The organism is Acidimicrobiales bacterium, from assembly GCA_040219515.1.
GTDB lineage: Bacteria > Actinomycetota > Acidimicrobiia > Acidimicrobiales > Aldehydirespiratoraceae > JAJRXC01.
On the sequence record JAVJSI010000009.1, the window covers coordinates 154,505 to 177,100 of the forward strand.

Below are 22,596 nucleotides of genomic sequence, written 5' to 3' on the forward strand. Positions count from 1 at the left end.
GTGCTACGTCGGGACAGTTCGTCTCGATGAACTGAAACGCCGCTTCGGCGATCAGATCGACGTGTCGTGGAAGGCCTTCCTCCTGCGCACCGAGTCCAAGGCCACCGACCAGGAGAAGTTCGTCGCCTACACCCGGTCGTGGTTGCGGGCGGCGCAGGTCGAGCCGGCCGCGGTGTTCAACGTGTGGTCGACCGACGAGGCCCAACCGACCAGCAGCGTCCCCGCCCACGTCGCGGCCAGATCGCTCGCTCTGCTCGAACCGGCAGCGAGCGATGCGTTCCACCATCGCCTGCTGACGGCGTACTTCACCGAGAACCGCACGATCTCGGACTGGGCGGTGCTCGCCGACCTGGCCGCCGACGTGGGCATCGACCGCAACGAGTTCCTCAGCATCACGGCCGAGCGAGAACGCGCCCTCGCGGAAGAGGTGATCGCGGAACACAACGAGGCGATCCAGCAGGGCGTCACCGCCGTACCGACCATGGTCATCGACGAGGTTCTCCCGGTGCAGGGCGCCCAGGAGGTCGACACCATCTCGCGATGGATCGAGCGACTTCTCGAACGACGCCTCGGCGGTGCCTGACACGTCGCCGCCGACCCGCGTCCCCACCTTGGTGGCGCTCGTCGCGGTTCTCGTGCTCGTGGCCGTCGCACTCATCGCAAGCTGGGCCGTCTTCGCCCCCGCGGGAAACGACGACGCCGTGAGACCGACGCGGTTCGTGGTGCGGTCGGTCACCGTGGAACTCGATGGGGAGGTCGTGCGGCTCTACGGCACCGCCCCGTCCGACGAGGCGACGCAGGAACTCGTCGACGCGCTGTTCGCCCGCGACGACATCGCAGTGGTGATCAGCGCGCTGGTCGCCGATGCGACAGCACCGGCAGTCGCCATCTCGACCATCGACACCACCATCGACATCGCGCGAGAGACCGGGAACTAGCCCGCGTCACCGCGCCGGCGGGTGCGACAGACCACGACGCCCTGAACCTCGCTCGCCCCCGCTGCTCGCAACAGTGCAGCGAGGTGGCGCACCGTGGTCCCGGTCAGGATGACGTCGTCGACCAACAGCACCCGCTGCGCCGTCACGTCACCGGTGACGTGATACCCCGCGGCGTCGACCATCCGCGGTCGGTCGGCGACCGGCGTGTCGCGAAGCCGGGGGGTGTCGTGGCGACGCCCGGCGGCGGCCACCGGGACGCCGATGGAGGCCGCCACGGCGCCGGCGAGCGCCGGTACCGGGTGGGCCTCGCGGCGTGGTCCGGGCGGCACTGCGACCACGAGGGTCGGCGCCCAGTCGAGCGTGCGAGCGAACTCGGCGAACGTGCCGCAGAGCGTCGAGAGGGCTTCGCCGTCCCGGCGGTCCTTCGCCGCCGCGAACAGGAGACCCAGCTCGGACGGCGAGTCGTCGTCCCGCCAGTACTCGCCCATCACGTGGAGGGCACTCAACACCGGTGCGCACTTTTGTTAGCGAAAATGGTTGACATCGATTCGATGCTAGTTATAGTAAGCACATCCGACGACGCCAGTGCGCAGTCGGCCCGAATCCCCCGAGATTTCCCCCGAACCCATCAGGAGTCGAACAATGACTGCAGTACTCGATCAGGTCAAGGACGCTGCGTACGCCGCGGTTGGCGTCAACCTTCTCGTCACCGACGCCATCGTCGGCCACGAGGTCACCACCCCGGACTTCGTCGGTGAACACTCCGCCATCGCCCGCAAGCAGGCCACCGAGGCCCTGACCGGCTTCCGTGCCCGCACCGAGCCCCAGGCCGTGAAGTTCGAAGGCCGCCTCCCCGGCCAGGTCGCCGAGGTCATGGCCACCAACCGCACCAAGGCGTGGAGCTTCATCGGCATCGACGCTCCCAAGGCCGCGGCTCCCAAGGCCGCGGCTCCCAAGAGCAGCGCTTCCAAGACCAGTGCCAAGAAGCGCACCGCCAAGCGGACCACCCGCAAGGCCACGACCACGTCGTGATTCGTCGGGGAATCCCCCATTCCCCGATCCCGCGCTACCCGTTCCCCCCAAATGCGACCGGGTCACCCATTGGTGGCCCGGTCGCTTCGCGTCCACACTGGAGTGTGATGGTTGAAAAGGACCCCCGCGAGGCATGGTCGGAGCTCGGCGACTACATCCGCGAGCAACGACGCCAGGCCGAGCTCAGCGTGCGCAAGCTCGCGGATCTCGCCAACGTCTCCAACCCCTACCTCTCGCAGATCGAACGCGGTCTCAAGCGGCCGTCGGCGGAGATCCTCCAGCAGATCGCGCGCGCCCTCGAGGTCTCGTCCGAATCGCTGTACGTGCGAGCCGGCATCCTCGACGAGGATCGGGAGAGCGATCTGATGGCCACCATCCGGGCCCAGTCGGATCTCAGCACCGATCAGAAACAGGTGCTGATCCGCATCTACGAATCCTTCCTGCTGGAGAACGACAACTCCTGATCAGCGGCCGCCGATGGCGATCCGCAACACCGACCTCGTGCTCTCCGTACCGAGGTCGACGAGCAGCTTCGTCATGTCCACCGGCACGTCGGTGGCCGTCACCCGACCCGTCGCCACCAGGTCGTCGCCGTCGGACTCGATGCCGATGATCTGCACCTCGGTCGGGAGCCACGGTGCGGGACGAACGACATCTCGTTGCCAGCGCGGCGGCAGAGGGACCGTGCGGCCGAACGCCGTGAGGTGCCGGGGCCTGACCACGACCGTCTGATCTCGAGCGGTGACCGCCACGGTCACCCAGACCCAGCGTTCGAGCCGCCGGTCACTCACCTCGAGCATGCCCTCGCGCACCCGGACCCGCCGCTCCCCGGCGATCGCCTCGGCCCAGCGGACCACTTCCCCCGGCTTCACGGTGGCGGTGAAGTCGGCGCCGCCGATACGGATCGCCTTGGCCGCTGCACCGACGAGTCGGATGTCGTGGACATCGAGTGTGGCGCGGGCCAACCGCCATTCACCGAGCTCGATCCGCTGCAGTCGAACCCGTACCCGTTCCCACATCGGCACCTCGACGGCACCGGTGGGCACCGCGGCGAGGGGGGCCGGCGGCCGAGCCTCGTCGACGCCGGCCACGGTTGCGGTGATCTTCACGCCTGCATCGACGCTGACGGTGCGACCCACCAGTCGCCGCGCCATCGTGGTGGCGATCACCTCGGCCGACTGACCGGCGGGGCCCTGGCCTCGCAAGGCGTTCGTGAACAGTGTGAACGGGTCGAGCCGGCTGCCCCGAATGCCCAACGGGTCGAACCAATCCCTGCTCACCTTGCGACCCTACTTCGAGACCCTCCTTCCGGCGGCGGTTCGTCGGCCGAGCGCCGACCTCCCTAAGCTCGCCGGATGATCGAGGTCACCAACGACGGCCGGGTCCGCATCATCACGTTGCAGCGACCCGAAGCGAAGAACGCGATGAACACGGCCATGTGGGACGGCACCGCCGCCGCGTTGCTCGACGCACAGGACGATCCGACCGTGGCGGTGGTCGTGCTGACCGGCAGCGGCGATTCGTTCTCGGCCGGCCAGGACGTGATCGAGATGGGCCGCCTCGCCATGGGCGAGTCGATCGAGTCCACCCACGGCTTCGCCGGACTCACCCGCGTTCTCATCGACTTTGCGAAGCCTCTGATCCTCGCGGTCAACGGCATGGGCCTCGGGTTCGGCGCCACCGTCCTGGGCGTGGCCGATCTCGTGTTCATGGCCTCGACGGCCCGACTCAAGTGCCCGTTCACCACCCTCGGTGTGGCGCCGGAACTGGCCAGCAGCGCGACGTTCCCGGCGCTCATCGGCCGCCAGAACGCCACCTGGGCACTGATGAGCGCCGAATGGCTCACGGCCGACGAGTGCAAGGAGATGGGCCTCGCATTCAAGGTCTGCGCACCCGAGCTCCTCATGGACGTCACCATGCAACACGCCCGCACACTGGCGTCGCGACCGATCAGCTCGCTGATGGCCTGCAAGCGGACGATCGTCGAGCCGATCCGCCCACTGCTCCACGAAGCGCACGAACGAGAGAACGGCGAGTTCGCCGTGCTCATGGGCGCGCCGGCCAACATCGAAGCGATGACCGCCTTCGCCGAGAAGCGCCCCGCCGACTTCAGCAACATCGATTGAGAGAGGACCGACTGATGGCCGACGCCTTCATCATCGACGCCTGCCGAACCCCTCGCGGGATCGGCAAGCAGGGCAAGGGGGCGCTCTCGCACCTCCACCCCCAACATCTCGGACGCACGGTGCTCGAAGCCCTGCGCGACCGCAACGGTTTCGACACCCCAGATGTCGACGACGTCGTGTGGGGCACCAGTTCACAGGTGTCCGAGCAGTCGGGCGACCTCGGCCGCATGGCGGCCCTCGATGCCGGGTACGACGTGACCGCGAGCGGGGTCACTCTCGATCGATTCTGCGGATCGGGCATCACCGCCGCCAACTTCGCCGCCAACGCCATCATGGCCGGGATGGAGGACCTCGTGGTCGCCGGCGGCACCGAGATGATGTCCCTGCCGAAGAAGGGGTTGCTGCCGATGGGCGCCAACAACGCCCACCTCCAGGAGCTGCATCCCCAGAGCCATCAGGGCGTGTGTGCCGATGCCATCGCCACCATCGAGGGCATCGGCCGCGAGGCGCTCGACGTCCACGCCGCCGAGTCACAGAGGCGGGCCGACATCGCCATCCGCGAGGGCCGCTTCGACCGGAGCCTGATTCCCGTCCGCAACCTGGATGGCTCGATCGCCCTCGACCACGAGGAGTTTCCGCGGCCCGGCACCACGGCCGAATCGCTCGCGGCGCTCGCCCCGAGCTTCACCGCCGTCGCCGACTACCGCCACACCGACGACGCGATGACGTTCCGGGAGCTGATCAACCAGAAGTACCCCGACGTCGACATCGCCCACGTGCACCACGCGGGCAACTCCTCGGGCGTGGTCGACGGCGCCGCCGCCATCCTCATGGCCGGTTCCGACTACGCCAGGGCCCACGGGCTGACGCCACGGGCCCGGGTCGTTGCCACTGCGAACATGGGTGACGATCCCACCCTGATGCTCAATGCCCCCGTGCCCGCGGCACGAAAGGTGCTCGAACGAGCCGGCATGACGTTGACCGACATCGATCTCTTCGAGGTCAACGAAGCGTTCGCCGTCGTGTCCGAGAAATTCCAACGCGACCTCGACCTCGACCGCGACAAGGTCAACGTGAACGGCGGGGCCATGGCCCTCGGCCATCCCATCGGGGCGACCGGCGCAATCCTCATCGGCACCGTGCTCGACGAGCTCGAGCGTCGCGATCAGCAGGTCGGGCTCATCACCATGTGCGCGGGCGGCGGAATGGCCCCCGCGATCATCATCGAACGGGTGTGACGTGGCCGGGCCGTCGACAGCGCCGATCGCCCGTAACGAATTTGTAACATTTCGCCGGGTTGGGAGCACCGAGAGTGGGTAGACCGACCTCTGCGCCCACCAATCGGAGTCCTGTGACCACTCGCCTCGAGCCCTCTGCGACCACCGCAACGGTGCCCCCGTGCCGTGCCGAGGCCGCCTTCATGGACTCGATTTCCATGGCAGCCATGCCGCATGGGCGCTGGTAGCAGTGCCGCACACCGTCACGCTGCTCCACCGAACCTTCGCCCTGTCATCGGCGGCTGTCACCGAAGCCCGCCTGGCGGTGGTCGACGCGCTGCGGCGCCAAGGCGTCAGCGCGGAACTGGTCGACGTCGTCGCCCTGGCCACCAGCGAGTTGTGTGCCAATGCGGTGCAGGCCGGAAAGGGCTCGACCTTCGACGTGCAGGCCCACGCATCCGAGGACGGTTCACGGGTTGCGATGCAAGTGCGCAGCGCCGGGGTGCTCGACGACATTCCCGATCGTTCGACCTGGAAGTCCGAGGATCCACTCGCTCATCGAGGGCGTGGTCTGGCCATCGTCGACACGATCGCCGAAACCCTCGATTTCGACAGCGACCACGAGGGGCTCACGGTCAGCGCCACATTCGGTGACGACCGATGAACGTCGCTCTTGGCACCGGCCGACGGCGACGTGGGAGGCTGCGCCCATGACGATTACGGGCGCATCCGCGCAGGTGACCCTCGGCATCCCGGCGGCAACCCGACACATTCGGGTCGCTCGCACGGTCGCGGCGACCATCGCCGCCGACCTCGATTTCTCCGCCGACCAGATCGAAGAACTCCGCATCGCCGTCGACGAAGTGGTCTCGCTGCTGGTCGACGGCGCCCGGGCCGACGGCGAAGTCACGATCCGCTTCGGAATCGTCGACGACCGCTGCATCGAGATGCACGCGGCGATCGAGCACGGTTCGATCGCCGACGTGCCGGCATTGACCGAGCAGATCATCCGTGCCGTGGTCGACGACGTTCGTCTCGACGAGCGCACCGGTTGGTTCTCCATGCAACGGGCCCAGTGACCGACACCCGCGACGAGGACGAGACCGCGGCGCGCTTCGAGGAATTCGCCGAGACCCGGTCGAAGTCACTGCGCAATCGGCTGGTCGAGGACCACATGGGCCTCGCGGTGTACCTGGCGCGTCGCTTCGTGAACCGTGGCGTGAACGACGACGATCTTCGGCAGGTGGCGATGGTCGCGCTGGTGAAGGCCGTGGACCGCTTCGATCCGACCAACGGCGCGGCGTTCTCGACCTTCGCCGGCCGCACGATCGAGGGCGAGATCAAGCGTCACTTCCGTGACAAGACCTGGGCCGTGCGGGTGCCCCGATCATTGAAGGAGATCCACCTCCACGTCCGGTCGGCGGTCGACGAGCTCGGCCAGGAGCTCGGTCGCTCCCCGACCCCGAAGGAGATCGCGGCGCACCTCGATGTCGATCTCGACACCGTGATCGGCGCCCTCTCCGCCTCGGCCGCACACACCGCCAACAGCCTCGACACGCGCATCGATCCCGACATGCCCACCGATCGAACGGCGGCGCTCAGCCAGGACGATCGCGGCTACGTCGAGACGGAAGCCCGACTCGCAGTGGCGGAGCTGCTCGAGCAGCTCCCTGAGCGCGAGCAGGAGATCGTGCGGCTCCGGTTCATGGAGGGCAAGACCCAAACCGAGATCGCCGAGGTCGTCGGGATCAGCCAGATGCACGTCTCCCGCCTGCTCCGGCGGGCGATCGAGGCGATGCGCACAGACGCCGTCAGCTAGATACAGACGCCGTCAGCTGACGGCGCTACGGGCCTCGTTCATCTCGTTCTCGTAGGCGGAGGCGAGGCTGGTCTTCTGGTCGTCGGAAAGCACCTTCCCGGCCATCTGGAAGACCTCGCGCTCCTCCTCCTCGAGGTGATGGCGCAGCCGGTGGGCCATCTCTTCGGCGGTGATCAGCCATTGCGGCGCGGCGAGGTCGTAGCCCTCGAGCTGCTCGACGAAGTCGTCGAGTTCCTTGTGCTCGGCCACACTGTGACGGGCCTTCTCCTGGGTGAGGTCGTCACCCATCAGCGGTACGTAGAAATGTCGTTCCTCCGCCATTGCGTGCGCCTGAAGCTCCGCGGTGAGTTCCTCGAACAGTTCACGGCGATCGCCGTCGCCGCCCGTCGTGTCGAGGAGCGCATCGAGGAGTCGGCGCTGGCGCTCGTGGTCGGCTCGGAGTGCTTCGAAGATGTTCTGCATGGGCAGTGCTCTACCCATCGGAGACCGAGCCAAACGTCGCCGAACCACGGACCCGTCGCGCACCGTCGTCGGGCGCATATGATTGTGGGATGACAGAGCTCCCGGCCCGCCTCGACATCGAGGTGATCGAACCACGGCGCCTCGCGTTGCACGGTGACCTCGATGCCCACACGGCCTCGGTACTGGAAACAGAGCTCGATCAGCTGGGCACTTCGAGCCCGGTGCACCTGATGATGGCCGGCGTCACGTTCATGGATTCGACCGGCATCCGCGGCGTGGTCTCCGCCCATGGCCGCCACGCCGAAGCCGGTTCCTGCCTGCTTCTCGTCGACCCGAGCGACGCGGTGCTGCGAATCCTCGAGATCACCGGTCTGACCGACGTTCTGACCCTCGAGCGCTGAATCCCGGTTTAGCGCGCCAGCGGGCCGGGAACGTACTGCCCGATGCCGAACGACGAGATCATCGATGCCGTCGGAAAGGTCACCGAGGCCCTCGAGACCATCGAGCGTGCGCGCGGTCGCCTCTACGACTTCCACCAGCTCACCGGCCATGCCGACGCCCAGTTGGGTGAGGCCGCCGACCGTCTCGAAGATGCAGGGGCAACCGACCTGGCCGAGGAACTCCGAGAGTCGATCGTGGGCCGCAACGTGATCGAGGGGCGGTGGACGTTCCAGATCGTCGAGGAGTACGACGAGACCTACTGGGAGGAAGTGCGGGCGTTCGAACGGCGGACCCGCGACGAACTCCTCGACGGCACGCCGCATCTCCACGAGTCGAACATGAAGGAGCGCCGCCGCACCCACGGTCGGCGACATCACGAAGCGCAACCCGGTCCCGGACACTGAGTTCCTTGGAGATACTGAGTTGTGCGGGCCCGGCGTGGTCAGCGCCGTACCGAACCACCCGGCGTCACTTCGACGTCGCCGCTGAGGGCGGCCTTGAAGCTCGGCGTCGCCTGCAGCGCCACGATGTCGGCCGGCATCTCGATGCCGTTCTCGTCGAGCGCGCGTTTCGCAGCGATGATCGCCCGGTCGAGCATGCGGCGCGTGTCGAGTTGGCGCGTGGAGGTCCAGAACCGGGCTTCGATGTCCACCGTGGACACGCCGAGTTCGCGTACCAGGGCCTCGGGCGCCGGATCGGCGGCGATTCCCTCCACCCCCTCGAGCGCAGACACGATGAGTCCCGCCGCCTCGTCGGGATCGTTCTCGTAGGCGATGCCCACCGTGAACGCCACGCGATGGATGTCGTAGTGGGTCTGCACGAGCAGCGCGCTCTTGTAGACGTCACGATTGGGGATCAGCACGAGTTCACCGTCGAACGTCGTGATTCTCGTCTCGCGGATGGTGATGGCATCGACGGTGCCGCGCCACTCCCCGACCCTGATCTGGTCGCCGCTGGCGAAGGGTTGACGAAACAGCAGGAGTACACCGGAGAAGCTGTTCTCGAGGATGTCCTGGAACGCGAAGCCGATGGCCAACGAGAAGAAGCCGAGGCCGGCCAGGAGGTCGACCGGCTTCACGGACGGGAAGGCGGCGGCCATTGCGGCCAGCACGCTCAGGAAGAGCAGGATCCAGCCGCCGACCTTGCTCATGACGCGCACGAAGCTGGGCGTCTGACGACGGGCCAGGATCCGGGCGAGAACCGCCCGCAACACGCGGGAGGCGCCATAGCCCACCACGATGATGATGAGCGCCGCCCCGAGACGGGGTAGCGCATCGCCGATGGATTCGACGATCGATCCGGTCGATTCGGTGACGGCGTCGGCGACGGACTGAGAGCCGTCGTCCGGTTCCGCGCCGAGGATCATGCGGACGCCGGGCTCTGGTCTGCTGCGTTGGTGACGGCCTCCCAGTCACCGGAGTTGCCGGTGGTGGGAAAGCCACCCGCATCGCGAAGGAGCCGTGCGGTGTGCATCAGATTCCACGCCATGATCGTCGTGTTCTTGTTGGTGAACTCGCTGTCGTAGCCGGCCGGAGACTCCTGGCCGTCGACATCATCGCCGTAGCTGGGCCCCGGACCGATCTCACCCAGCCAGCCGCAGTCGGGGCCGGGAGGGATCGTGTAGCCGATGTGGGCCAGGGCGTAGAGGACATCGCGAGCACACGCCTTCACGCCGTCCTCGTTGCCGGTGACCACGCACCCGGCGGCTTTGCCGTAGTACTTGTACTGGCCCTTGTCGTTGGTCTCGGCGCTGCCTGCATAGAGACGCTCGATGGCCATCGTGGCCACGCTCGACTTGGCGCCGAGCCAGATCGGTGTGCCGATCACGAGAATGTCGGCGGCGTCGACGACAGCCTGGATCTGGGGCCATTCGTCGACCTCCGCTCCGTGCTCGGTCATGTCGGCGCGCATCCCGAACGCGATGTCGTGGTCGCGAGCGTGGATGACGTCGACCGACACGCCCTCGGTTTCCATGATCCCGGCCGCCCGCCGCAGCAGCCGCATCGTGTGCGACTGCGTACGGTCGGCGGTCAGGGAACAGTTGAGGAACACGGCACGCAGGCCGTCGAATCGGGTGGTCATGGGCAGCCTGGATCAGGTGATGACGCCGCGCCAGGCGCCGGACGCGAGCGTCCGATCCTGGACGAGGGTGGCGAAGCGTGCCATGTCGCCCTCGACGCGACGGCTCACGAAGCCGAGTTTCTCGGCGACGTTCTCGAGGAAGCCTTCCGGATCGAAGTCCATCTGGAGCGTCACACGACTGCGATCGTCGTCGATCCGGTGGAACGTGACGACACCGGAGTGTGTCGGACCGGTCTCGGTGGCCCACGCGATCCGGTGATCGGGCGTCTGCTCGGTGATCACCGTGTCGAACTCCCGGGTGACGCCGCCGATCTCGACGACCCACGAGAGCCGATCGTCGGCAACCTGGGTCACCGACTCGACGCCCTCCATGAAGCGAGGAAAATCCTCGAACTGGGTCCACTGGTTGTAGGCGACGCGCACCGGCGCGTCGACCTCGACCGTGTGCGTGTGGTCGTTGGGCTCGCTCACGACAGCTTCTTCTTCACGGCGTCGACCGTGTCGTCGACCTTGTCCTTCACCACGCCGACGGCGTCCTTCACGGAACCGGCGGCCTTGTCAGCCCGGCCTTCGTTCTCGAGCTCTTCGTCGTCGGTGATCTCGCCGGCAGCCTTCTTCAGGCTGCCCTTGATCTTGTCCTTCTCTCCACTCATGAGTGCTCCTCGGCTCGTCGGGTGTACCAGACGTACCCGTCCCCCACGACCGGCAAACCTCAGCGTGGAATGAGGACCATCACCGCGACGTCGTCGCTTCCATTGCCGCGCGGCAGCGCCGCCAGCAGGTGATTGCACAACCACGCGGCCGACTCAGGACGATCGATCTCGCTCAGCACGTGGGCCAGGTTGTCGAGGCTCTCGTCGATGTTCTCACCCCGCCGCTCGACGAGACCGTCGGTGTAGAACACGACGATGTCGCCGGCGTCCAACGACACGGTGTGCACCGCCCGCGCCTCGGAGGGCACGAGACCGAGCGGGAGGTCGCCAGTGGGAACCATGTCGACACGACCGTCGGTTCGACGGATCATCACCGGGAGATGGCCGGCCGTGACGATGTTCAGCTCGCTTGCGTCGACATCGTACGCGGCGACGACCGCCGTCGTCAGCATCGCACCCTCCAGCTCCGACGCCACGAGATCGATCCCCTCGATCAGGGCGGGGAGTTCCGAGCTGCCGGCGGCAAGTCCGGCGAACGCGTGTCGAAGCTGGGCCATCGTCACCGCGGCATCCAGGCCCTGGCCGACGACGTCACCCATGGCCAACACGAACCGCCCGTCGGGTAGCGGGCGACCGTCGTACCAGTCGCCCCCGACGTCGATGTCGTCGACCGCCGCCTCGTAGCGAGCTGCGAGGTCGGCGCCCGGAATCTGGAGCAGACGTTGGGGCAGCAACACCCGCTGGAGGACTCGAGCGATCTGTCGGTTCCGGTCGGCCACCGCCGCCCGATCGAGCGCCTGGTCGCAGAGTTCGGCGACCGTCTCGAGGGAGTGCAGCGCCGCGTCCTCGAACGACTGGGCGCTTCTCCACGCGAAACCCAGCGCCCCACCCCGGCGGGGGAGCGGCAGTGCGACGAGGGCGGCGAAGCCGGCGGCGGCAGCGTCGGCCGCGCCCGACGGGAACCTCTCCTTCATCGTCGCCGGATCCTCGATCAGCACGCGTGTGCCGTCGAGCGCGGCCGCGCCGAGCGGCGTCTCACGGTCGAGGGGAACCGTCATCCATCGCTTCGCGATCGCGTCGCTCAGATCGGCACCGTGCCAGACATCGAGCGATTCGCCGTCGCGGGTGACGGCGAGATTCGAGAAGTCGGCGCCGACCGCCGCGCCCGCGAACCGGGCGACGGCCGCGGCCACCGAGTCGAACCCGGAACTCGTGGCCAGCGCCTGCGTGAGCGCGAACATCGACTCGGCTTCGGTGCGCCGGAGTGCCTCGATGTAGGAGAGCTTCTCGAGCGCGGTGTTGAGCGACTCTCGGCTCCGGATCATCTCCAACAGCTCGATCTCGGACATGACCGATGCGCTGAGCTTCTCGAGCAGATCGGTCTCGGCCTCCGTCCAACGCCGGGTGACGTGATCCATCACGCAGAAGCTCCCGAGTACGTTGCCGCCGGCATCGACGAGAGGAACGCCCAGGTACGACCGAGCGCGCAGATCGCGAATGGCGAGATTGTCGACAAGTCGGGGGTCGAGGGTCGTGTCCTCGATTCGCAGCGGCTCGGCCGACACGAGCGCGTGCTGACAGATCGAGTGCGACAGCGGGGTCTCGCGCTCGGTCGCGACCGGTTCGGGCAGGCCCGCAGCGCCGGGGAGGAACTGACGATCGGGCTCCACCAGGGAGACCAGCGCCAGTGGCGCGTCCAGTACGCGGCACGCCATCGCACAGAGGCGATCGAAGGGCTCGGCGGTAGCCGAGTCGGACAGCTCGGTCCGCCGCACCGCGTCGACACGAGCCGGATCGGTGAGCGGATCGACCACGTTGTCGGGCACGGCCACAGACGATATCAGTGCGCGTCAGTCCAGCCGCTGGCGACGAAAGGTGACCATGTCGTACACGCCGGCGCAGAAGAGGCCGATGGCGGTCACCCACAGCAGCGCCGCGCCCCACGGGGCCTCACGTAGCGATCGCAACGCGTCGTCGAGGCCGGCTGCCTTCTCGGGATCACGGCCGATGGCGGCATCGACGAACAACAGGCCCACCACGGCGAGAGCGATCGCACGAGCGGTGAACCCGGCCAGACCGAGCGCAGTCAGGCCCGCGCGTTCCCGCTCGTCCAGATCGCCGGTGTCGATGTCGTCGAGAAACTCCCGGCGAAGTCCCTTCTGCAGGTGGTAGCCGGCCACGGCCAGGGTCCCGATGCCCACCGCGGCGACGAGCCACGGGCCGAGCGGCCAATCGAGCAGCCGCGCGCTGATCTCGTCGGGACTCGAAGCCGACTCGTCACCGGCCGAGCGATCGGCACGGCCCTTGACGGCAATACGGAAAGCCGTCACCGCCAGCAGTCCGTAAGCAAGGCCGAGGCCGAAGGACCCCACCCGCTTCAGAACATCCAACACGTCGACCTCGTCGCTGAGCAACGCGGAGGCGATCTGCCAGAGCGCGAAGAGTCCGAGGCCGATGGAGACGACGAGAACCAGAACGCGACCGAACGGCTGTTGCACGAGATTTGCGAGCGCGCCGCGCTGGTCAGCGTCCTCTCCGCCGGCACCGCTGCCTCTCGCGACCTGCAGCGCGAGCAGTCCGATGATCACGAACAACAGTCCCTTGGCCAGCCAGCCGGCCCGGGTGACACGCTCCGGCACCAGCGTCGACGTCCACGAGCTCACGGTCCTTTCGGCCCGATCGTGCCGGTGTCCGACGGGGGGTCGTCGACAGACGGTGATTCGTCCTTCTCGAACGGGAGTTCCGGCCGGGATACCTCGATGCTGCCCTGAGCCATGGTCAGCAGATCGAGCTCCGCCTCGAGGACCGACGCATCGATGTCGTGGCGACGGGCGACGAGGTCGACGATGGACTCGCCCGATGCCTGCGCTCGATGATGGGCATCGGCCGCGGCGTCGTAGCCGATCAGGGGGGCGAGCGCCGTCACCAGGGCCGCCGAGTCGGCGGCGTAGGCACGGCAGCGCTCGACGTCGGGCTGGAGCGGCGCCACGCATTTCGACGCGAGCAGGTCGGCGGCGGCGGTCAGGAGTTGCAGCGAATCCAGCAGGTCATGGGCGATCACGGGGAGATACGTGTTGAGCTCCAGGATCCCCTGCGTGCCGGCGAACGCGATCGTGGCATCGTTGCCGATCACCCGAGCGACGACCTGATTCACCACTTCGATCACCACCGGATTCACCTTGCCGGGCATGATCGACGAGCCGGGTTGGAGCGCAGGGATGCGCAGTTCCCCGAGCCCCGCGGTGGGACCACTCGCCATGAGGCGGATGTCGTTGCTGATCTTCTGCATCGCCACGGCGACCGTCCGCGCCCGCGCCGAGAGGTCCACGAGGTCGTCGTGGGACCCCTGGACGGCGAACCGGTCGGGGGCCGGCGTCAGGTGCAGGCCCGTGGCGTCGGCCAACGCCTCGATCGCGCGATCGGCGAAACCGGGGGGCGCGTTCAGCCCGTTGCCGACGGCGGTGCCGCCGAGCGGCAACCGGCCCACGGCAGGCACGATCTCCTCGATTCGGGCGCCGGCGTCGGCGATTTGTTGTCGGTAGCCACCGAACTCCTGGCCGAGCGTGACGGGAACGGCGTCCTGGAGGTGGGTGCGACCGGCTTTCACGACGTGCTTCAGATTCCGTTCCTGGAGGCCCAGTTCTCGTTCCAGGCGCAACAGCGCCGAGCGGAGTCCGACCGCCGCGACGACCGCGGCCAACCGCACCGCGCTCGGCATCACGTCGTTGCTCGACTGTCCGAGGTTCACATGGTCGTTCGGGTGAACCGACGTGCCGGGGAGCAGTTCCTCGGCTCGTGCCGCCAGCACCTCGTTGACGTTCATGTGGCTCGACGTCGCCGAGCCGGTCTGGAAGACGTCGACCACGAACTGGTCGTCCCACTTGCCGTCCAACACTTCGTCGGTGGCCCGCTCTATCGCGCGCGCCATCTCGCCGGGCAGCCGATCGGGTACGAGGTCGGTCAGCACGAGTGCCGCAGCCTTCTTGATCCTGGCCACCTCGTGGATCACGGCCAAGGGGAACCGGACCCCGGATATCGGGAAGTTCTCGACCGCGAGCCGCGTCTGGTCGCCGAAGAGCTCCGCCGCTCCGGCGTTCATCGGCTCGCTTCCTGCGCGACGTCCTCCACGGCAGCAGGGTAGCGACCCGACCAGACCGGCGTAGTCCTCCAGTCGGGTTGGACGTCGCCATGTTCGGTGTCGAACACGGCGCGGCCGTCGACGATGTCGAGCAGTGGCGCGAGCCGCAGTGGCACGCCGGGACCGGAACCGGTTCTCGCCAGCGCGTCGGGGAAGTAGGCGAGCAGGCCCTCCACGACATCGCGCTGCTGGGCTGCGAGCCCACACCGAGCGCCCTCCGTGACGGTGCCGGCCCGGCGGGCGAGTGCCGCCGCCGCATCCGCGGCGTGGTCTCCTGCGCCACCATCGGGATTCGCGAGGTCGACGAGGATCTCGCTGATCGCCAACCCGTCCGACTTGCACGGCTCACACTGTCCGCAGCTCTCCGTGCTCAGGAAGCGAGCGGCCGCCGCGGCGATCGAGCGCGGATCGGTCGCTGCGGAGAAGGCCTGGAAGGCGCCGGCGCCGATCGGAATGCTCTCGTCGGGCTCTCCGCCGGGAAGGAGCGGAAGGTCGAACCGATCCGGATCGATGATGGGGTAGGTCACGCCGTTGAGGACCGCAGCGGCCGCGTCGGCGTCGTCGCCGAGGACATCCCGCATCGAGACGCCGATCGGAATCTCGACCACGCGTGTCCGCTCGACATCGCCGGAGACCGTCGCGAGAAACGTGCGAGCGACCATGCCGGGCGAGTCGGGCTGCCGGACGATGTGCGCCGCACGCGCCAGTGTCTCCACGTTCTGGACCAGCGCCGGCGGTGGGAGTTGCCCGCCGTCCTCCATCCCCTCGGTCCTTCCCTCGCCCGACAGCGCGGTGGACGCAGGAGCGCCGCGACTGCCGAGATCGAGCGCGCCATGGCGCCATGGCGGACTCAATCGCGGGAAGGGCGGACGGCCCGCGACGACCTCCAGCAACGCCGACTCCTCGCCGAAGAGATAGCGATCCGGTCCTTCCACGACTTCGAAGGCGGGCATCGGCACCGTCGTAGTCGATCGAACCGATCGCAGCGCGGCTTGCAGCGAGGCGATCTCCGTGCGAGCGCGACGTTTGACGGCGAACACGACGGTGTCCGCGCCGATCACGCCTGCGGCTATCACCGCACCCTCGATGACCGAGTACGGGTCACGGCGCAGGAGCCATCGGTCCTTGAACGATCCCGGTTCTCCTTCGGCGGCGTTGACGACGAGGGTGGGCGTGGTGTCGGCACCGGCGAATCGGCGCGTCGTGCGCCACTTGGTCGCCGTCGGGAACCAGGCGCCGCCGCGGCCGCGGAGGTCGGCGGTCTCGATGATCGAGAGAATCCCGTCGGCTCCCAGCGTCGACGACACGGCCAACGCGTCGCCGCCTCGGGCCTCGCGGTGGTGTGCGTAGGAACTGACGTTGCGGTCCGGGAGGACGAGAGATTGGTCCATGGCGGGGACGTACCCTCCACGCCACAGCATCAAACTCCCGCGGGGTTTGCCGGCGCCGCGTTCGGGGAACGTTCATCTCGAAGGAATCCACGAGTAGTGAACGAGGAGTCGATGATGGCCAACGGCACGGGGACCACGACACCGCAGAGACTCGAGCCTCCCGCGGCCGGCGCCATCATCTTCTACAGCAACATCGGGTGCCCGTACGCGCACGCAGCCCTCCATCGCCTGCTCGAGATTCGACGTGACCACGGCGTCGACTCACTCGTCGCAATCGACCATCGCCCGCTCCACAGCACCTCGATCCGCCTTCTGCGCAACGGTGACATCGATCGGTGGGCGGCAACCGTGGATGCCCAGGCCCGCGAGGAGCCGGGTGCAGGCTGGGCGGCCCATGCCCCCGCGCACCGTCCCGAGACACAGCTCGCCCACGAGATGGTGCAGTCGGCCAAGGCCCAAGGGGCCGAAGCGAGCGTCGAACTCGACCGTCGACTCCGCGTCGGCTTCTTCAGGGATCATCTCGACCTCGACACCGTGGCCGCAGTCATGTCCGTCGCTGCCGATGTCGACGGGCTCGACCCCGACGAACTCGAGACAGAGTTCGCCAGCGGACGCGGCGCCACCGAGGTCGACCATCACACCGAGGTGGCTCGCGAAGCCGGCATCGTGAGCGGACCCGCCCTCGCCACCGCCGCCGGCGAGGTGGTTGCGGCGCTCGACGTCGACACTCTCGAGGACCTCGTGTGCCGTGCCGCGGCATCGAGTCCGGCCGAATGATCAACCGAACCCGACCGGTTCGCTGACGGGTTTGTCGGGGACCGGGGCCGGGTAGGTCCACTTCGTGGTCGTCCCCGCGGCCGCACGACTCGAAAAGGGACACCGTGAAATGAAGATCTTGCTCGCAGTAGACGACGATGCCGCCAGCTACGAAGCTGCGTTGGTGGTTGCCGACTGGTTCGACGACGAAACCTCCGTGGTCGCGTTGCACGTCGGCTCGATCACGCTGCCCGCATCGCTCACCACGCCGGTGGTCATGGGCGGACTCGGATACCCCATCGTCTCCCTCCCCGCGCTCAAAGAAGAGCGCCGTGAAGTCTTTCGCCAGGCCCGAGAGATCGCCGAGAACGCCGCGGCCGTCACCGACGGTTCGCCCCGCACCGAAGCGGGCGATCCCGCCGAGAAGATCGTCGACGTGGCGGTCGAGATCGATGCCGATCTGATCGTCGTGGGCACCGGCGACCGGTCCTGGCTCTCCCGTGTCGTTTCACCGTCCGTATCCGAGGAAGTGATCCACCACGCCCCGTGTCCCGTCCTCGTGGTCCGGCCCGCCGACACCCGCCGGTCGGAAGTGTCGTGATGCACCATCCCTCCGTTCGCCGCTCCGACCTCCAACATCTTGTCGAAGGTCGACCACCTTTCGTGTCGATCTATGTCGACATGAGCGAGAACCGGCGAGACTCACTGGTCGCACGCGTGGCCGCGATCGCCGATGGTCTCGAAGCCCTGGGTACCCCGACCGAACTCGTCCGCACTTCGACCACTCCTCTGCTCGCCCCACCGCCGGGTCGATCAGCGATGGCCGTCCTCGCATCGAGCGACGATCGCGTTCTCGTGGCCTCGTCACCCGACCCGCTGCACGAAGACGTCGGCGAGTTCGGCGCCGTACCTCGGCTCGGGCCCGCCATCGAGTGGAGCCAGCAGATGATCACTCACGCAGTGGTCCGCGAGGTCGATGGCGATCGAGCAGACGTGATGGTGTTCGGCGCCGACGGCACGACGACGTCGCTCCCCTCCCTGACTGCAGTCGACGGCGCCGCGACAGCCGGCGACCCTGCAGCAGCCGACAACGCGTTCGGAGAGTTTCTCACCGCGCACGATCCTGCGGCCGTCTTCGTCGTCGGTGGAGGGCTCTCCGCGATCTGGAAGTCGCTCCAAGACCTCGTTCTGAGCGAGCACCTCCGTCCTGACTGCCATCTCGAACGGCTCGAGTCCGGCGATGATGCCGACGTCGCCGAAGCCGTCGTGCGCCACACCGCCAGTGTGGTGGCCACCCGCAAGGTCCGGTTGCTGCAGGACTTCCGTTTCGAACTCTCCCACGAGCGTGCGGTCGAAGGCTTCGAGGGTGTGGTCGCAGCCGTGAACGACGGCCGCGTTGCCACCCTGCTGCTCCACGACGACCCCGACGACCACCGCCGGGCGATCGTCCACCCCGACGGCTCGATGGTCGCCGTACCACCCGACGAGATCGCCGCCGCCGGCGACGGGCAGGAAGTGCGGCTCGCCGACGCACTCATCTGTGCGACCCTGCAGCGCGGCGGCGCCCCCGTCATCCTGCCGTCGACCGGCGAGAAGGGGCCGGCCGACGATCTCGGCGCGCTCCTGCTTCCCCGGCCGCCCGCCGGCCTGATCGACAACTAGCTCGACGAGGAGATACCACCCATGACCGACCCCACCGACACCACCCCGGATCCGGACTTCGCCCAGGGCGCCGACACCCTCGTCGGGGTGCTGGCCGCAGCCGCGAACGACGGCTATCGAGCCGAGCTCCGCATCGACCGCGACGCAACCGTCGTGTGCAGCGTCTGCGACGCGCGCACACCGGCCGACGAACTGACGGTGGAGCGATATCGGCGCCTCGAAGGCGCGAGCGACGCGGCCGACATGATGCTCGTCGCCCGTTCCCACTGCCCGGCCTGCGGATCCGCAGGCATGATCACGATGGGATACGGCCCCAACGCCGGCGAACACGACGAGGAGTTCCTGGCCGCACTCGATCTGCGCGAGGTGCCCTCCGGGCCCACCGACTGACACTCCCGAGAACGCGTAGGACCCCTCCCCGATCCGGGGAGGGGCCCAAGCGTTCTTCGGGGCTCGCGTTGGGGGAGGCGAGCGAAACGGCGGTTCAGTCTTCGTCGACCTTCATCTTCCGACGGACTTCGTCGACAGCATCCTTGTCGTACTTCGTGCCGTCGGGGCCGGTCATGTCGGGGTCGCCGTCGGGGGTGTCGGGGCTCTTCGGGCCGTCGGTCACACCGGACTCGTTCTTCGGATCGCTGTTCATATCGGTCCCTTCCGGCGGGGTCGTCCCCGCGCTCGACAGGAGGTGTACCCACCGGCAGGGCAACCGAAACCAGCGACTAGCCTCACGACATGGATTCCCCCTCGGCGCAGGACCCTGCCCCGGGTGGCGACCACCGCTCCCACGGCCATTCCCACGCCCACGGTCTCCCTGGCGGGTGGCAAGTCTGGCTCCGCCGACCGATGCTGCGGGGCGTGCTCGTCGCCATCGCGTTCGCCGCGGTGGCCACGATGGTCGGCGTCGTCGCCATGTGGCCATCGGGTGAAGGCCGGCGAATCGCCATCGAGAACGCCGACGACATCGGACTCGTCACCGACCGGCTGAGCGCCACGGTCGAGGAGATCGTCGATCGGCGTTGCAGCTACGCGACCGACGAGGACCCGCAACAATGCCGGGCGATCACCCTGATCGTGCACGAGGGACCGGAGGCCGGGGCGATCGTCTCACTGCCGGAGATCAACCTCCGCGACCGCTCGGCGCCGAGTCTCTCCATCGGCGACGATGTCATCCTCGGCTACGAGGACTCGACGAACTTCTACTTCTACGCCGACCAGGACCGACGCGGCACCCTGCTCGTCCTCACCATCGTTTTTGCCGGTGTCGTGATCGCCCTCGGACGATTCCGCGGCCTCCTCGCGCTCGTCGGCATGGCCGCGACGCTCGTGGTGCTGGTCGCGTTCGTGGCCCCTTCGGTCCTCGACGGCAACGATCCACTGCTCGTGTCGGTGGTCGCGGCCGCCGCCATCGCCTTCATCAGCCTCTATCTCACCCACGGGTTCTCACCGACGACGACGGTGGCCCTGGCCGGAACCCTCGCCGCGCTCGGTCTCACGCTGGGGTTGACGTGGGTCTTCTTCGAGTTCGCTTCGTTCACCGGCCTCGCCACGGAAGAGGCGTTGATCCTCCCCTTCCTGGCCGAGAACCTCGATGTGAGCGGACTGCTCCTCGGCGGTGCCGTGATCGGCGCGCTCGGCGCACTCGACGACGTCACCGTCACCCAGGTGGCCACGGTCGCGGAACTGCGCCATCGGAACCCCGACCTCAGCCGTACCGAACTCGTCACCTCGGGCATTCGCGTGGGCCGCGAACACATCGCGTCGACGGTGAACACCCTGCTCCTGGCCTACGCCGGAGCCAGCATGCCGCTGCTGCTGCTGTTCGCCGTGTCGAACCAGTCATTGGAGATGGTCGCGAACTCCGAACTGATCGCCGTCGAGATCGTGCGGACGCTCTGCGGTTCGATCGGCCTGGTCGCCGCCGTCCCCATCACCACGACACTGGCCGCAGTCATCGTTTCCGGATCACCGGGATCCCCGCCGAGCGACGAGCCCATCGAGCCGCCACCCGAGGAACCTCCGGCTGCTCGCTGGGAGGACTTCTCACCCGACGGTCTCGCTTGAGACCGAGACCGAGGCCACTCGCTGACGAGGGTTCCTCGCCCACCGTCGGTTTGGTCGACCGATCGGGCCGACGTAGCGTTCGCCCATGTTCGATCTCCTGATCTCTGGCGGCACCATCGTCGACGGCACCGGCGGTACCCCCTTCGTGGGCGATGTCGCCGTCACCGACGGCAGGATCGTGGCGGTGGGCGCCACCCTCGACGGCGAGGCCGCCGAAATCATCGACGCCACGGGGTTGTTGGTCACCCCCGGGTTCGTCGACATCCACACCCACTACGACGGTCAGGCCACGTGGGATCCGGTGCTCGACCCCTCGGCCAGCCACGGCGTCACCACCGTGGTCGCCGGCAACTGTGGCGTCGGGTTCGCGCCCGTGCGCCCCGGTCAGGAGGCATGGCTGGTCGAACTCATGGAGGGGGTCGAGGACATCCCCGGCACGGCGTTGCACGAGGGCATCCAGTGGGAGTGGGAGACCTTCCCCGAGTACCTCGATGCGCTCGGGCGCCGCGAGTACGCCATGGACATCGCCGTGTTCATGCCGCACGCACCGCTGCGCGTCTACGTGATGGGCGACCGGGGTGCGAACAACGAGGACGCCACCACGGACGACATCGCCGAGATGGCCCGACTCGTGCGCGAGGGCGTCGAGGCCGGCGCCATCGGCTTCTCGACCTCGAGATCTCTCAACCACACGTCACTCGCCGGCGACCTCGTGCCCGGCACCTACGCGGGCGTCGACGAGCTGTCCGGTCTCGCCGCGGCGGTCGTCGACGCAGGCGGCGGCATGTTCGAGGTCGTGCCCATGGGCGAGACCGGCGCCGACCACGACATGACACTCGGTGAGATCTCGCTGCTCGCCGATGTGTCGCGGCGCACCGGACTGGCGGTGTCGTTCCTGATGGTCCAGTCGATGGGTGCACCGGAGCTGTGGCGAGATCAGCTCGCAATGGTGACCGAGCAGAACGCCGCCGGCGCGAAGCTGATTCCCCAGGTCGGCGCACGGCCCGGCGGCATGCTGCTGGGCGCGGCGTCCTACCACGGCCTCATGCGTCGCCCCACGTATCGCCGCCTCGAGGAGGAACTGTCGCTCGACGACCTCCTGGCCGAGTTGAGAAAGCCCGAGGTGAAGGCCGCGATCCTCGCCGAGGACGACCTTCCCCAGGATCCCGGCCGCCAGTTCGAGGGACTCACCGACTCGACGGCACACATGTGGCACCTGATCTTCCCGTTCGACGGCGAGCCGGACTACGAGCCGACCGCCGAACAATCGGTCGCCGGTATCGCCGCGGCCACGGGCACCGACCCGTGGGAGGTCCTCTACGACCACCTGGCGTCGGGGCAGTACCTGCTCGGGGCGTTCACGAACTACCCGCAGATCACCCAGGACCCCCTGGCTGAGATGATGATGCACCCCGAGACCGTCATCGGCCTCTCCGACGGCGGCGCCCACGTGAAGATGATCTGTGATGCGTCGGTGCCGACCTACCTGCTCACCCATTGGGCGCGCGACCGCTCGCGGGGTGCCACCCTTCCGCTCGAGACGATGGTCAAGAAGCAGACGGCTGACACCGCAGCGGCGGTCGGCCTCACCGACCGGGGTCTGGTCGAAGTGGGCCGACGAGCCGATCTCAACCTCATCGATTTCGAGGGACTGACGCTGCACGCGCCGCGGCCGGTCGACGACCTTCCCGCCGGCGGCCGGCGCATTCTCCAGGATGCGACCGGCTACACCGCCACCATCGTCAACGGGGTGGTCACCCGTCGCAACGGAGCCGACACCGGCGCCCGGCCAGGGCGCCTCATCCGCACCTGACGGAC

28 protein-coding genes and 1 pseudogene are annotated in these 22,596 nt (G+C 68.0%); 17 read left to right on the forward strand and 12 right to left on the reverse strand.

The features are described 5' to 3' along the window. The first annotated feature begins 7 nt into the window (after nt 1–7). Both RIB98_07355 and RIB98_07360 read left to right on the forward strand, forming a co-directional pair. A pseudogene (locus RIB98_07355) lies at nt 8–583 on the forward strand (DsbA family protein). After that, nucleotides 576–938: a hypothetical protein gene (locus tag RIB98_07360; protein MEQ8840782.1), complete on the forward strand. Its 363-nt coding sequence runs from the start codon at nt 576–578 to the stop codon at nt 936–938. Before RIB98_07355 ends, RIB98_07360 begins: the two are co-directional and overlap by 8 nt. Here RIB98_07360 and RIB98_07365 read toward each other — a convergent pair. Continuing rightward, nucleotides 935–1,447: a phosphoribosyltransferase family protein gene (locus RIB98_07365; protein ID MEQ8840783.1), complete on the reverse strand. Its 513-nt coding sequence runs from the start codon at nt 1,445–1,447 to the stop codon at nt 935–937. The two genes, RIB98_07360 and RIB98_07365, sit on opposite strands and share 4 nt — an antisense overlap. Nucleotides 1,448–1,580: 133 nt before the next feature. On the opposite strand from RIB98_07365, the gene RIB98_07370 reads away from it, so the two are divergent. After that, nucleotides 1,581–1,970 (forward strand): hypothetical protein, encoded by a 390-nt coding sequence (locus tag RIB98_07370; protein ID MEQ8840784.1) that lies wholly within the window; start codon nt 1,581–1,583, stop codon nt 1,968–1,970. A gap of 107 nt (nt 1,971–2,077) precedes the next feature. Beyond that, on the forward strand, nt 2,078–2,434 hold the full coding sequence (locus RIB98_07375; GenBank protein ID MEQ8840785.1) for a helix-turn-helix transcriptional regulator: 357 nt from the start codon (nt 2,078–2,080) through the stop codon (nt 2,432–2,434). Here the strand turns inward: RIB98_07375 and RIB98_07380 are convergent, their stop codons facing one another. Next, nucleotides 2,435–3,250, reverse strand: a complete 816-nt coding sequence (locus RIB98_07380) for a hypothetical protein (protein MEQ8840786.1) — start codon at nt 3,248–3,250, stop codon at nt 2,435–2,437. Nucleotides 3,251–3,325: 75 nt separating this feature from the next. Between RIB98_07380 and RIB98_07385 the strand changes: the two genes are divergently transcribed. From RIB98_07385 to RIB98_07405, 5 genes are all read left to right on the forward strand, one after another. Beyond that, a complete protein-coding gene (locus RIB98_07385) occupies nt 3,326–4,096 on the forward strand; it encodes an enoyl-CoA hydratase-related protein (GenBank protein ID MEQ8840787.1) in 771 nt (256 codons plus the stop codon). A 14-nt stretch (nt 4,097–4,110) separates the two neighbouring features. Then, nucleotides 4,111–5,334, forward strand: coding sequence for an acetyl-CoA C-acetyltransferase (locus RIB98_07390; GenBank protein MEQ8840788.1), 1,224 nt, complete (start codon nt 4,111–4,113; stop codon nt 5,332–5,334). A 229-nt stretch (nt 5,335–5,563) separates the two neighbouring features. Next, a complete protein-coding gene (locus tag RIB98_07395; protein ID MEQ8840789.1) occupies nt 5,564–5,977 on the forward strand; it encodes an ATP-binding protein in 414 nt (137 codons plus the stop codon). Nucleotides 5,978–6,023: 46 nt separating this feature from the next. Further along, nucleotides 6,024–6,392, forward strand: a complete 369-nt coding sequence (locus tag RIB98_07400) for a hypothetical protein (GenBank protein ID MEQ8840790.1) — start codon at nt 6,024–6,026, stop codon at nt 6,390–6,392. Beyond that, on the forward strand, nt 6,389–7,132 hold the full coding sequence (locus tag RIB98_07405; protein MEQ8840791.1) for a SigB/SigF/SigG family RNA polymerase sigma factor: 744 nt from the start codon (nt 6,389–6,391) through the stop codon (nt 7,130–7,132). Before RIB98_07400 ends, RIB98_07405 begins: the two co-directional genes overlap by 4 nt. Nucleotides 7,133–7,144: 12 nt before the next feature. Here RIB98_07405 and RIB98_07410 read toward each other — a convergent pair whose 3' ends face one another. Continuing rightward, complete coding sequence (locus tag RIB98_07410) at nt 7,145–7,594, reverse strand: hemerythrin domain-containing protein (GenBank protein ID MEQ8840792.1); 450 nt, start codon at nt 7,592–7,594, stop codon at nt 7,145–7,147. 89 nt (nt 7,595–7,683) lie between these two features. On the opposite strand from RIB98_07410, the gene RIB98_07415 reads away from it, so the two are divergent. Together RIB98_07415 and RIB98_07420 are read left to right on the forward strand one after the other, a co-directional pair. Then, nucleotides 7,684–7,995, forward strand: a complete 312-nt coding sequence (locus tag RIB98_07415) for an STAS domain-containing protein (protein MEQ8840793.1) — start codon at nt 7,684–7,686, stop codon at nt 7,993–7,995. Nucleotides 7,996–8,037: 42 nt separating this feature from the next. Beyond that, nucleotides 8,038–8,439, forward strand: coding sequence for a hypothetical protein (locus tag RIB98_07420; GenBank protein ID MEQ8840794.1), 402 nt, complete (start codon nt 8,038–8,040; stop codon nt 8,437–8,439). 38 nt (nt 8,440–8,477) lie between these two features. On the opposite strand, the gene RIB98_07425 is transcribed toward RIB98_07420, so the two are convergent. The 8 genes from RIB98_07425 to RIB98_07460 are packed head-to-tail and all read right to left on the reverse strand — an operon-like array spanning nt 8,478 to nt 16,299. After that, the gene (locus RIB98_07425) at nt 8,478–9,401 is read right to left on the reverse strand and encodes a mechanosensitive ion channel family protein (GenBank protein ID MEQ8840795.1); all 924 of its coding nucleotides are present in this window, start codon (nt 9,399–9,401) and stop codon (nt 8,478–8,480) included. Next, nucleotides 9,398–10,117: an NAD(P)H-dependent oxidoreductase gene (locus tag RIB98_07430; GenBank protein ID MEQ8840796.1), complete on the reverse strand. Its 720-nt coding sequence runs from the start codon at nt 10,115–10,117 to the stop codon at nt 9,398–9,400. Before RIB98_07430 ends, RIB98_07425 begins: the two co-directional genes overlap by 4 nt. A gap of 12 nt (nt 10,118–10,129) precedes the next feature. Next, entirely contained in the window at nt 10,130–10,588 is a 459-nt protein-coding gene (locus RIB98_07435; protein ID MEQ8840797.1) for an SRPBCC family protein, read from the reverse strand. Further along, nucleotides 10,585–10,770: a CsbD family protein gene (locus RIB98_07440; protein MEQ8840798.1), complete on the reverse strand. Its 186-nt coding sequence runs from the start codon at nt 10,768–10,770 to the stop codon at nt 10,585–10,587. The genes RIB98_07435 and RIB98_07440 overlap by 4 nt, the downstream gene beginning before the upstream one ends. 59 nt (nt 10,771–10,829) lie before the next feature. Beyond that, nucleotides 10,830–12,596, reverse strand: coding sequence for a SpoIIE family protein phosphatase (locus RIB98_07445; GenBank protein MEQ8840799.1), 1,767 nt, complete (start codon nt 12,594–12,596; stop codon nt 10,830–10,832). A 24-nt stretch (nt 12,597–12,620) separates the two neighbouring features. After that, complete coding sequence (locus RIB98_07450) at nt 12,621–13,433, reverse strand: DUF1206 domain-containing protein (protein MEQ8840800.1); 813 nt, start codon at nt 13,431–13,433, stop codon at nt 12,621–12,623. Beyond that, nucleotides 13,430–14,869, reverse strand: coding sequence for a lyase family protein (locus tag RIB98_07455; protein ID MEQ8840801.1), 1,440 nt, complete (start codon nt 14,867–14,869; stop codon nt 13,430–13,432). Before RIB98_07455 ends, RIB98_07450 begins: the two co-directional genes overlap by 4 nt. Beyond that, nucleotides 14,866–16,299: an NADH-ubiquinone oxidoreductase-F iron-sulfur binding region domain-containing protein gene (locus RIB98_07460; protein MEQ8840802.1), complete on the reverse strand. Its 1,434-nt coding sequence runs from the start codon at nt 16,297–16,299 to the stop codon at nt 14,866–14,868. Before RIB98_07460 ends, RIB98_07455 begins: the two co-directional genes overlap by 4 nt. A 114-nt stretch (nt 16,300–16,413) precedes the next feature. On the opposite strand from RIB98_07460, the gene RIB98_07465 reads away from it, so the two are divergent. The 4 genes from RIB98_07465 (at nt 16,414) to RIB98_07480 (ending at nt 19,107) form a co-directional block, all read left to right on the forward strand. Beyond that, the gene (locus RIB98_07465; protein MEQ8840803.1) at nt 16,414–17,076 is read left to right on the forward strand and encodes a hypothetical protein; all 663 of its coding nucleotides are present in this window, start codon (nt 16,414–16,416) and stop codon (nt 17,074–17,076) included. 109 nt (nt 17,077–17,185) lie between these two features. Then, on the forward strand, nt 17,186–17,656 hold the full coding sequence (locus tag RIB98_07470) for a universal stress protein (GenBank protein ID MEQ8840804.1): 471 nt from the start codon (nt 17,186–17,188) through the stop codon (nt 17,654–17,656). Nucleotides 17,657–17,718: 62 nt separating this feature from the next. After that, entirely contained in the window at nt 17,719–18,717 is a 999-nt protein-coding gene (locus RIB98_07475) for a hypothetical protein (protein ID MEQ8840805.1), read from the forward strand. A 21-nt stretch (nt 18,718–18,738) separates the two neighbouring features. Continuing rightward, nucleotides 18,739–19,107: a hypothetical protein gene (locus RIB98_07480; protein MEQ8840806.1), complete on the forward strand. Its 369-nt coding sequence runs from the start codon at nt 18,739–18,741 to the stop codon at nt 19,105–19,107. Between the two features lie 94 nt (nt 19,108–19,201). Here the strand turns inward: RIB98_07480 and RIB98_07485 are convergent, their stop codons facing one another. After that, nucleotides 19,202–19,360 (reverse strand): hypothetical protein, encoded by a 159-nt coding sequence (locus tag RIB98_07485; GenBank protein MEQ8840807.1) that lies wholly within the window; start codon nt 19,358–19,360, stop codon nt 19,202–19,204. 89 nt (nt 19,361–19,449) lie between these two features. Here RIB98_07485 and RIB98_07490 point away from each other — a divergent pair, with 89 nt between their 5' ends. Beyond that, complete coding sequence (locus RIB98_07490) at nt 19,450–20,778, forward strand: YibE/F family protein (protein MEQ8840808.1); 1,329 nt, start codon at nt 19,450–19,452, stop codon at nt 20,776–20,778. 85 nt (nt 20,779–20,863) lie between these two features. Further along, nucleotides 20,864–22,591 (forward strand): amidohydrolase family protein, encoded by a 1,728-nt coding sequence (locus tag RIB98_07495; protein MEQ8840809.1) that lies wholly within the window; start codon nt 20,864–20,866, stop codon nt 22,589–22,591. Nucleotides 22,592–22,596: the final 5 nt, after the last annotated feature.

Bases quoted from the DNA above. Each gene is read 5' to 3' on its own strand.
- RIB98_07495 (MEQ8840809.1), top strand. From the start codon at position 20,864: ATGTTCGATCTCCTGATCTCTGGCGGCACCATCGTCGACGGCACCGGC.
- RIB98_07485 (MEQ8840807.1), bottom strand. From the start codon at position 19,360: ATGAACAGCGATCCGAAGAACGAGTCCGGTGTGACCGACGGCCCGAAG.
- RIB98_07390 (MEQ8840788.1), top strand. From the start codon at position 4,111: ATGGCCGACGCCTTCATCATCGACGCCTGCCGAACCCCTCGCGGGATC.
- RIB98_07465 (MEQ8840803.1), top strand. From the start codon at position 16,414: ATGGCCAACGGCACGGGGACCACGACACCGCAGAGACTCGAGCCTCCC.
- RIB98_07440 (MEQ8840798.1), bottom strand. From the start codon at position 10,770: ATGAGTGGAGAGAAGGACAAGATCAAGGGCAGCCTGAAGAAGGCTGCC.
- RIB98_07400 (MEQ8840790.1), top strand. From the start codon at position 6,024: ATGACGATTACGGGCGCATCCGCGCAGGTGACCCTCGGCATCCCGGCG.
- RIB98_07420 (MEQ8840794.1), top strand. From the start codon at position 8,038: ATGCCGAACGACGAGATCATCGATGCCGTCGGAAAGGTCACCGAGGCC.
- RIB98_07385 (MEQ8840787.1), top strand. From the start codon at position 3,326: ATGATCGAGGTCACCAACGACGGCCGGGTCCGCATCATCACGTTGCAG.
- RIB98_07480 (MEQ8840806.1), top strand. From the start codon at position 18,739: ATGACCGACCCCACCGACACCACCCCGGATCCGGACTTCGCCCAGGGC.
- RIB98_07470 (MEQ8840804.1), top strand. From the start codon at position 17,186: ATGAAGATCTTGCTCGCAGTAGACGACGATGCCGCCAGCTACGAAGCT.
- RIB98_07490 (MEQ8840808.1), top strand. From the start codon at position 19,450: ATGGATTCCCCCTCGGCGCAGGACCCTGCCCCGGGTGGCGACCACCGC.
- RIB98_07415 (MEQ8840793.1), top strand. From the start codon at position 7,684: ATGACAGAGCTCCCGGCCCGCCTCGACATCGAGGTGATCGAACCACGG.
- RIB98_07375 (MEQ8840785.1), top strand. From the start codon at position 2,078: ATGGTTGAAAAGGACCCCCGCGAGGCATGGTCGGAGCTCGGCGACTAC.
- RIB98_07425 (MEQ8840795.1), bottom strand. From the start codon at position 9,401: ATGATCCTCGGCGCGGAACCGGACGACGGCTCTCAGTCCGTCGCCGAC.
- RIB98_07460 (MEQ8840802.1), bottom strand. From the start codon at position 16,299: ATGGACCAATCTCTCGTCCTCCCGGACCGCAACGTCAGTTCCTACGCA.
- RIB98_07430 (MEQ8840796.1), bottom strand. From the start codon at position 10,117: ATGACCACCCGATTCGACGGCCTGCGTGCCGTGTTCCTCAACTGTTCC.
- RIB98_07370 (MEQ8840784.1), top strand. From the start codon at position 1,581: ATGACTGCAGTACTCGATCAGGTCAAGGACGCTGCGTACGCCGCGGTT.
- RIB98_07455 (MEQ8840801.1), bottom strand. From the start codon at position 14,869: ATGAACGCCGGAGCGGCGGAGCTCTTCGGCGACCAGACGCGGCTCGCG.
- RIB98_07410 (MEQ8840792.1), bottom strand. From the start codon at position 7,594: ATGCAGAACATCTTCGAAGCACTCCGAGCCGACCACGAGCGCCAGCGC.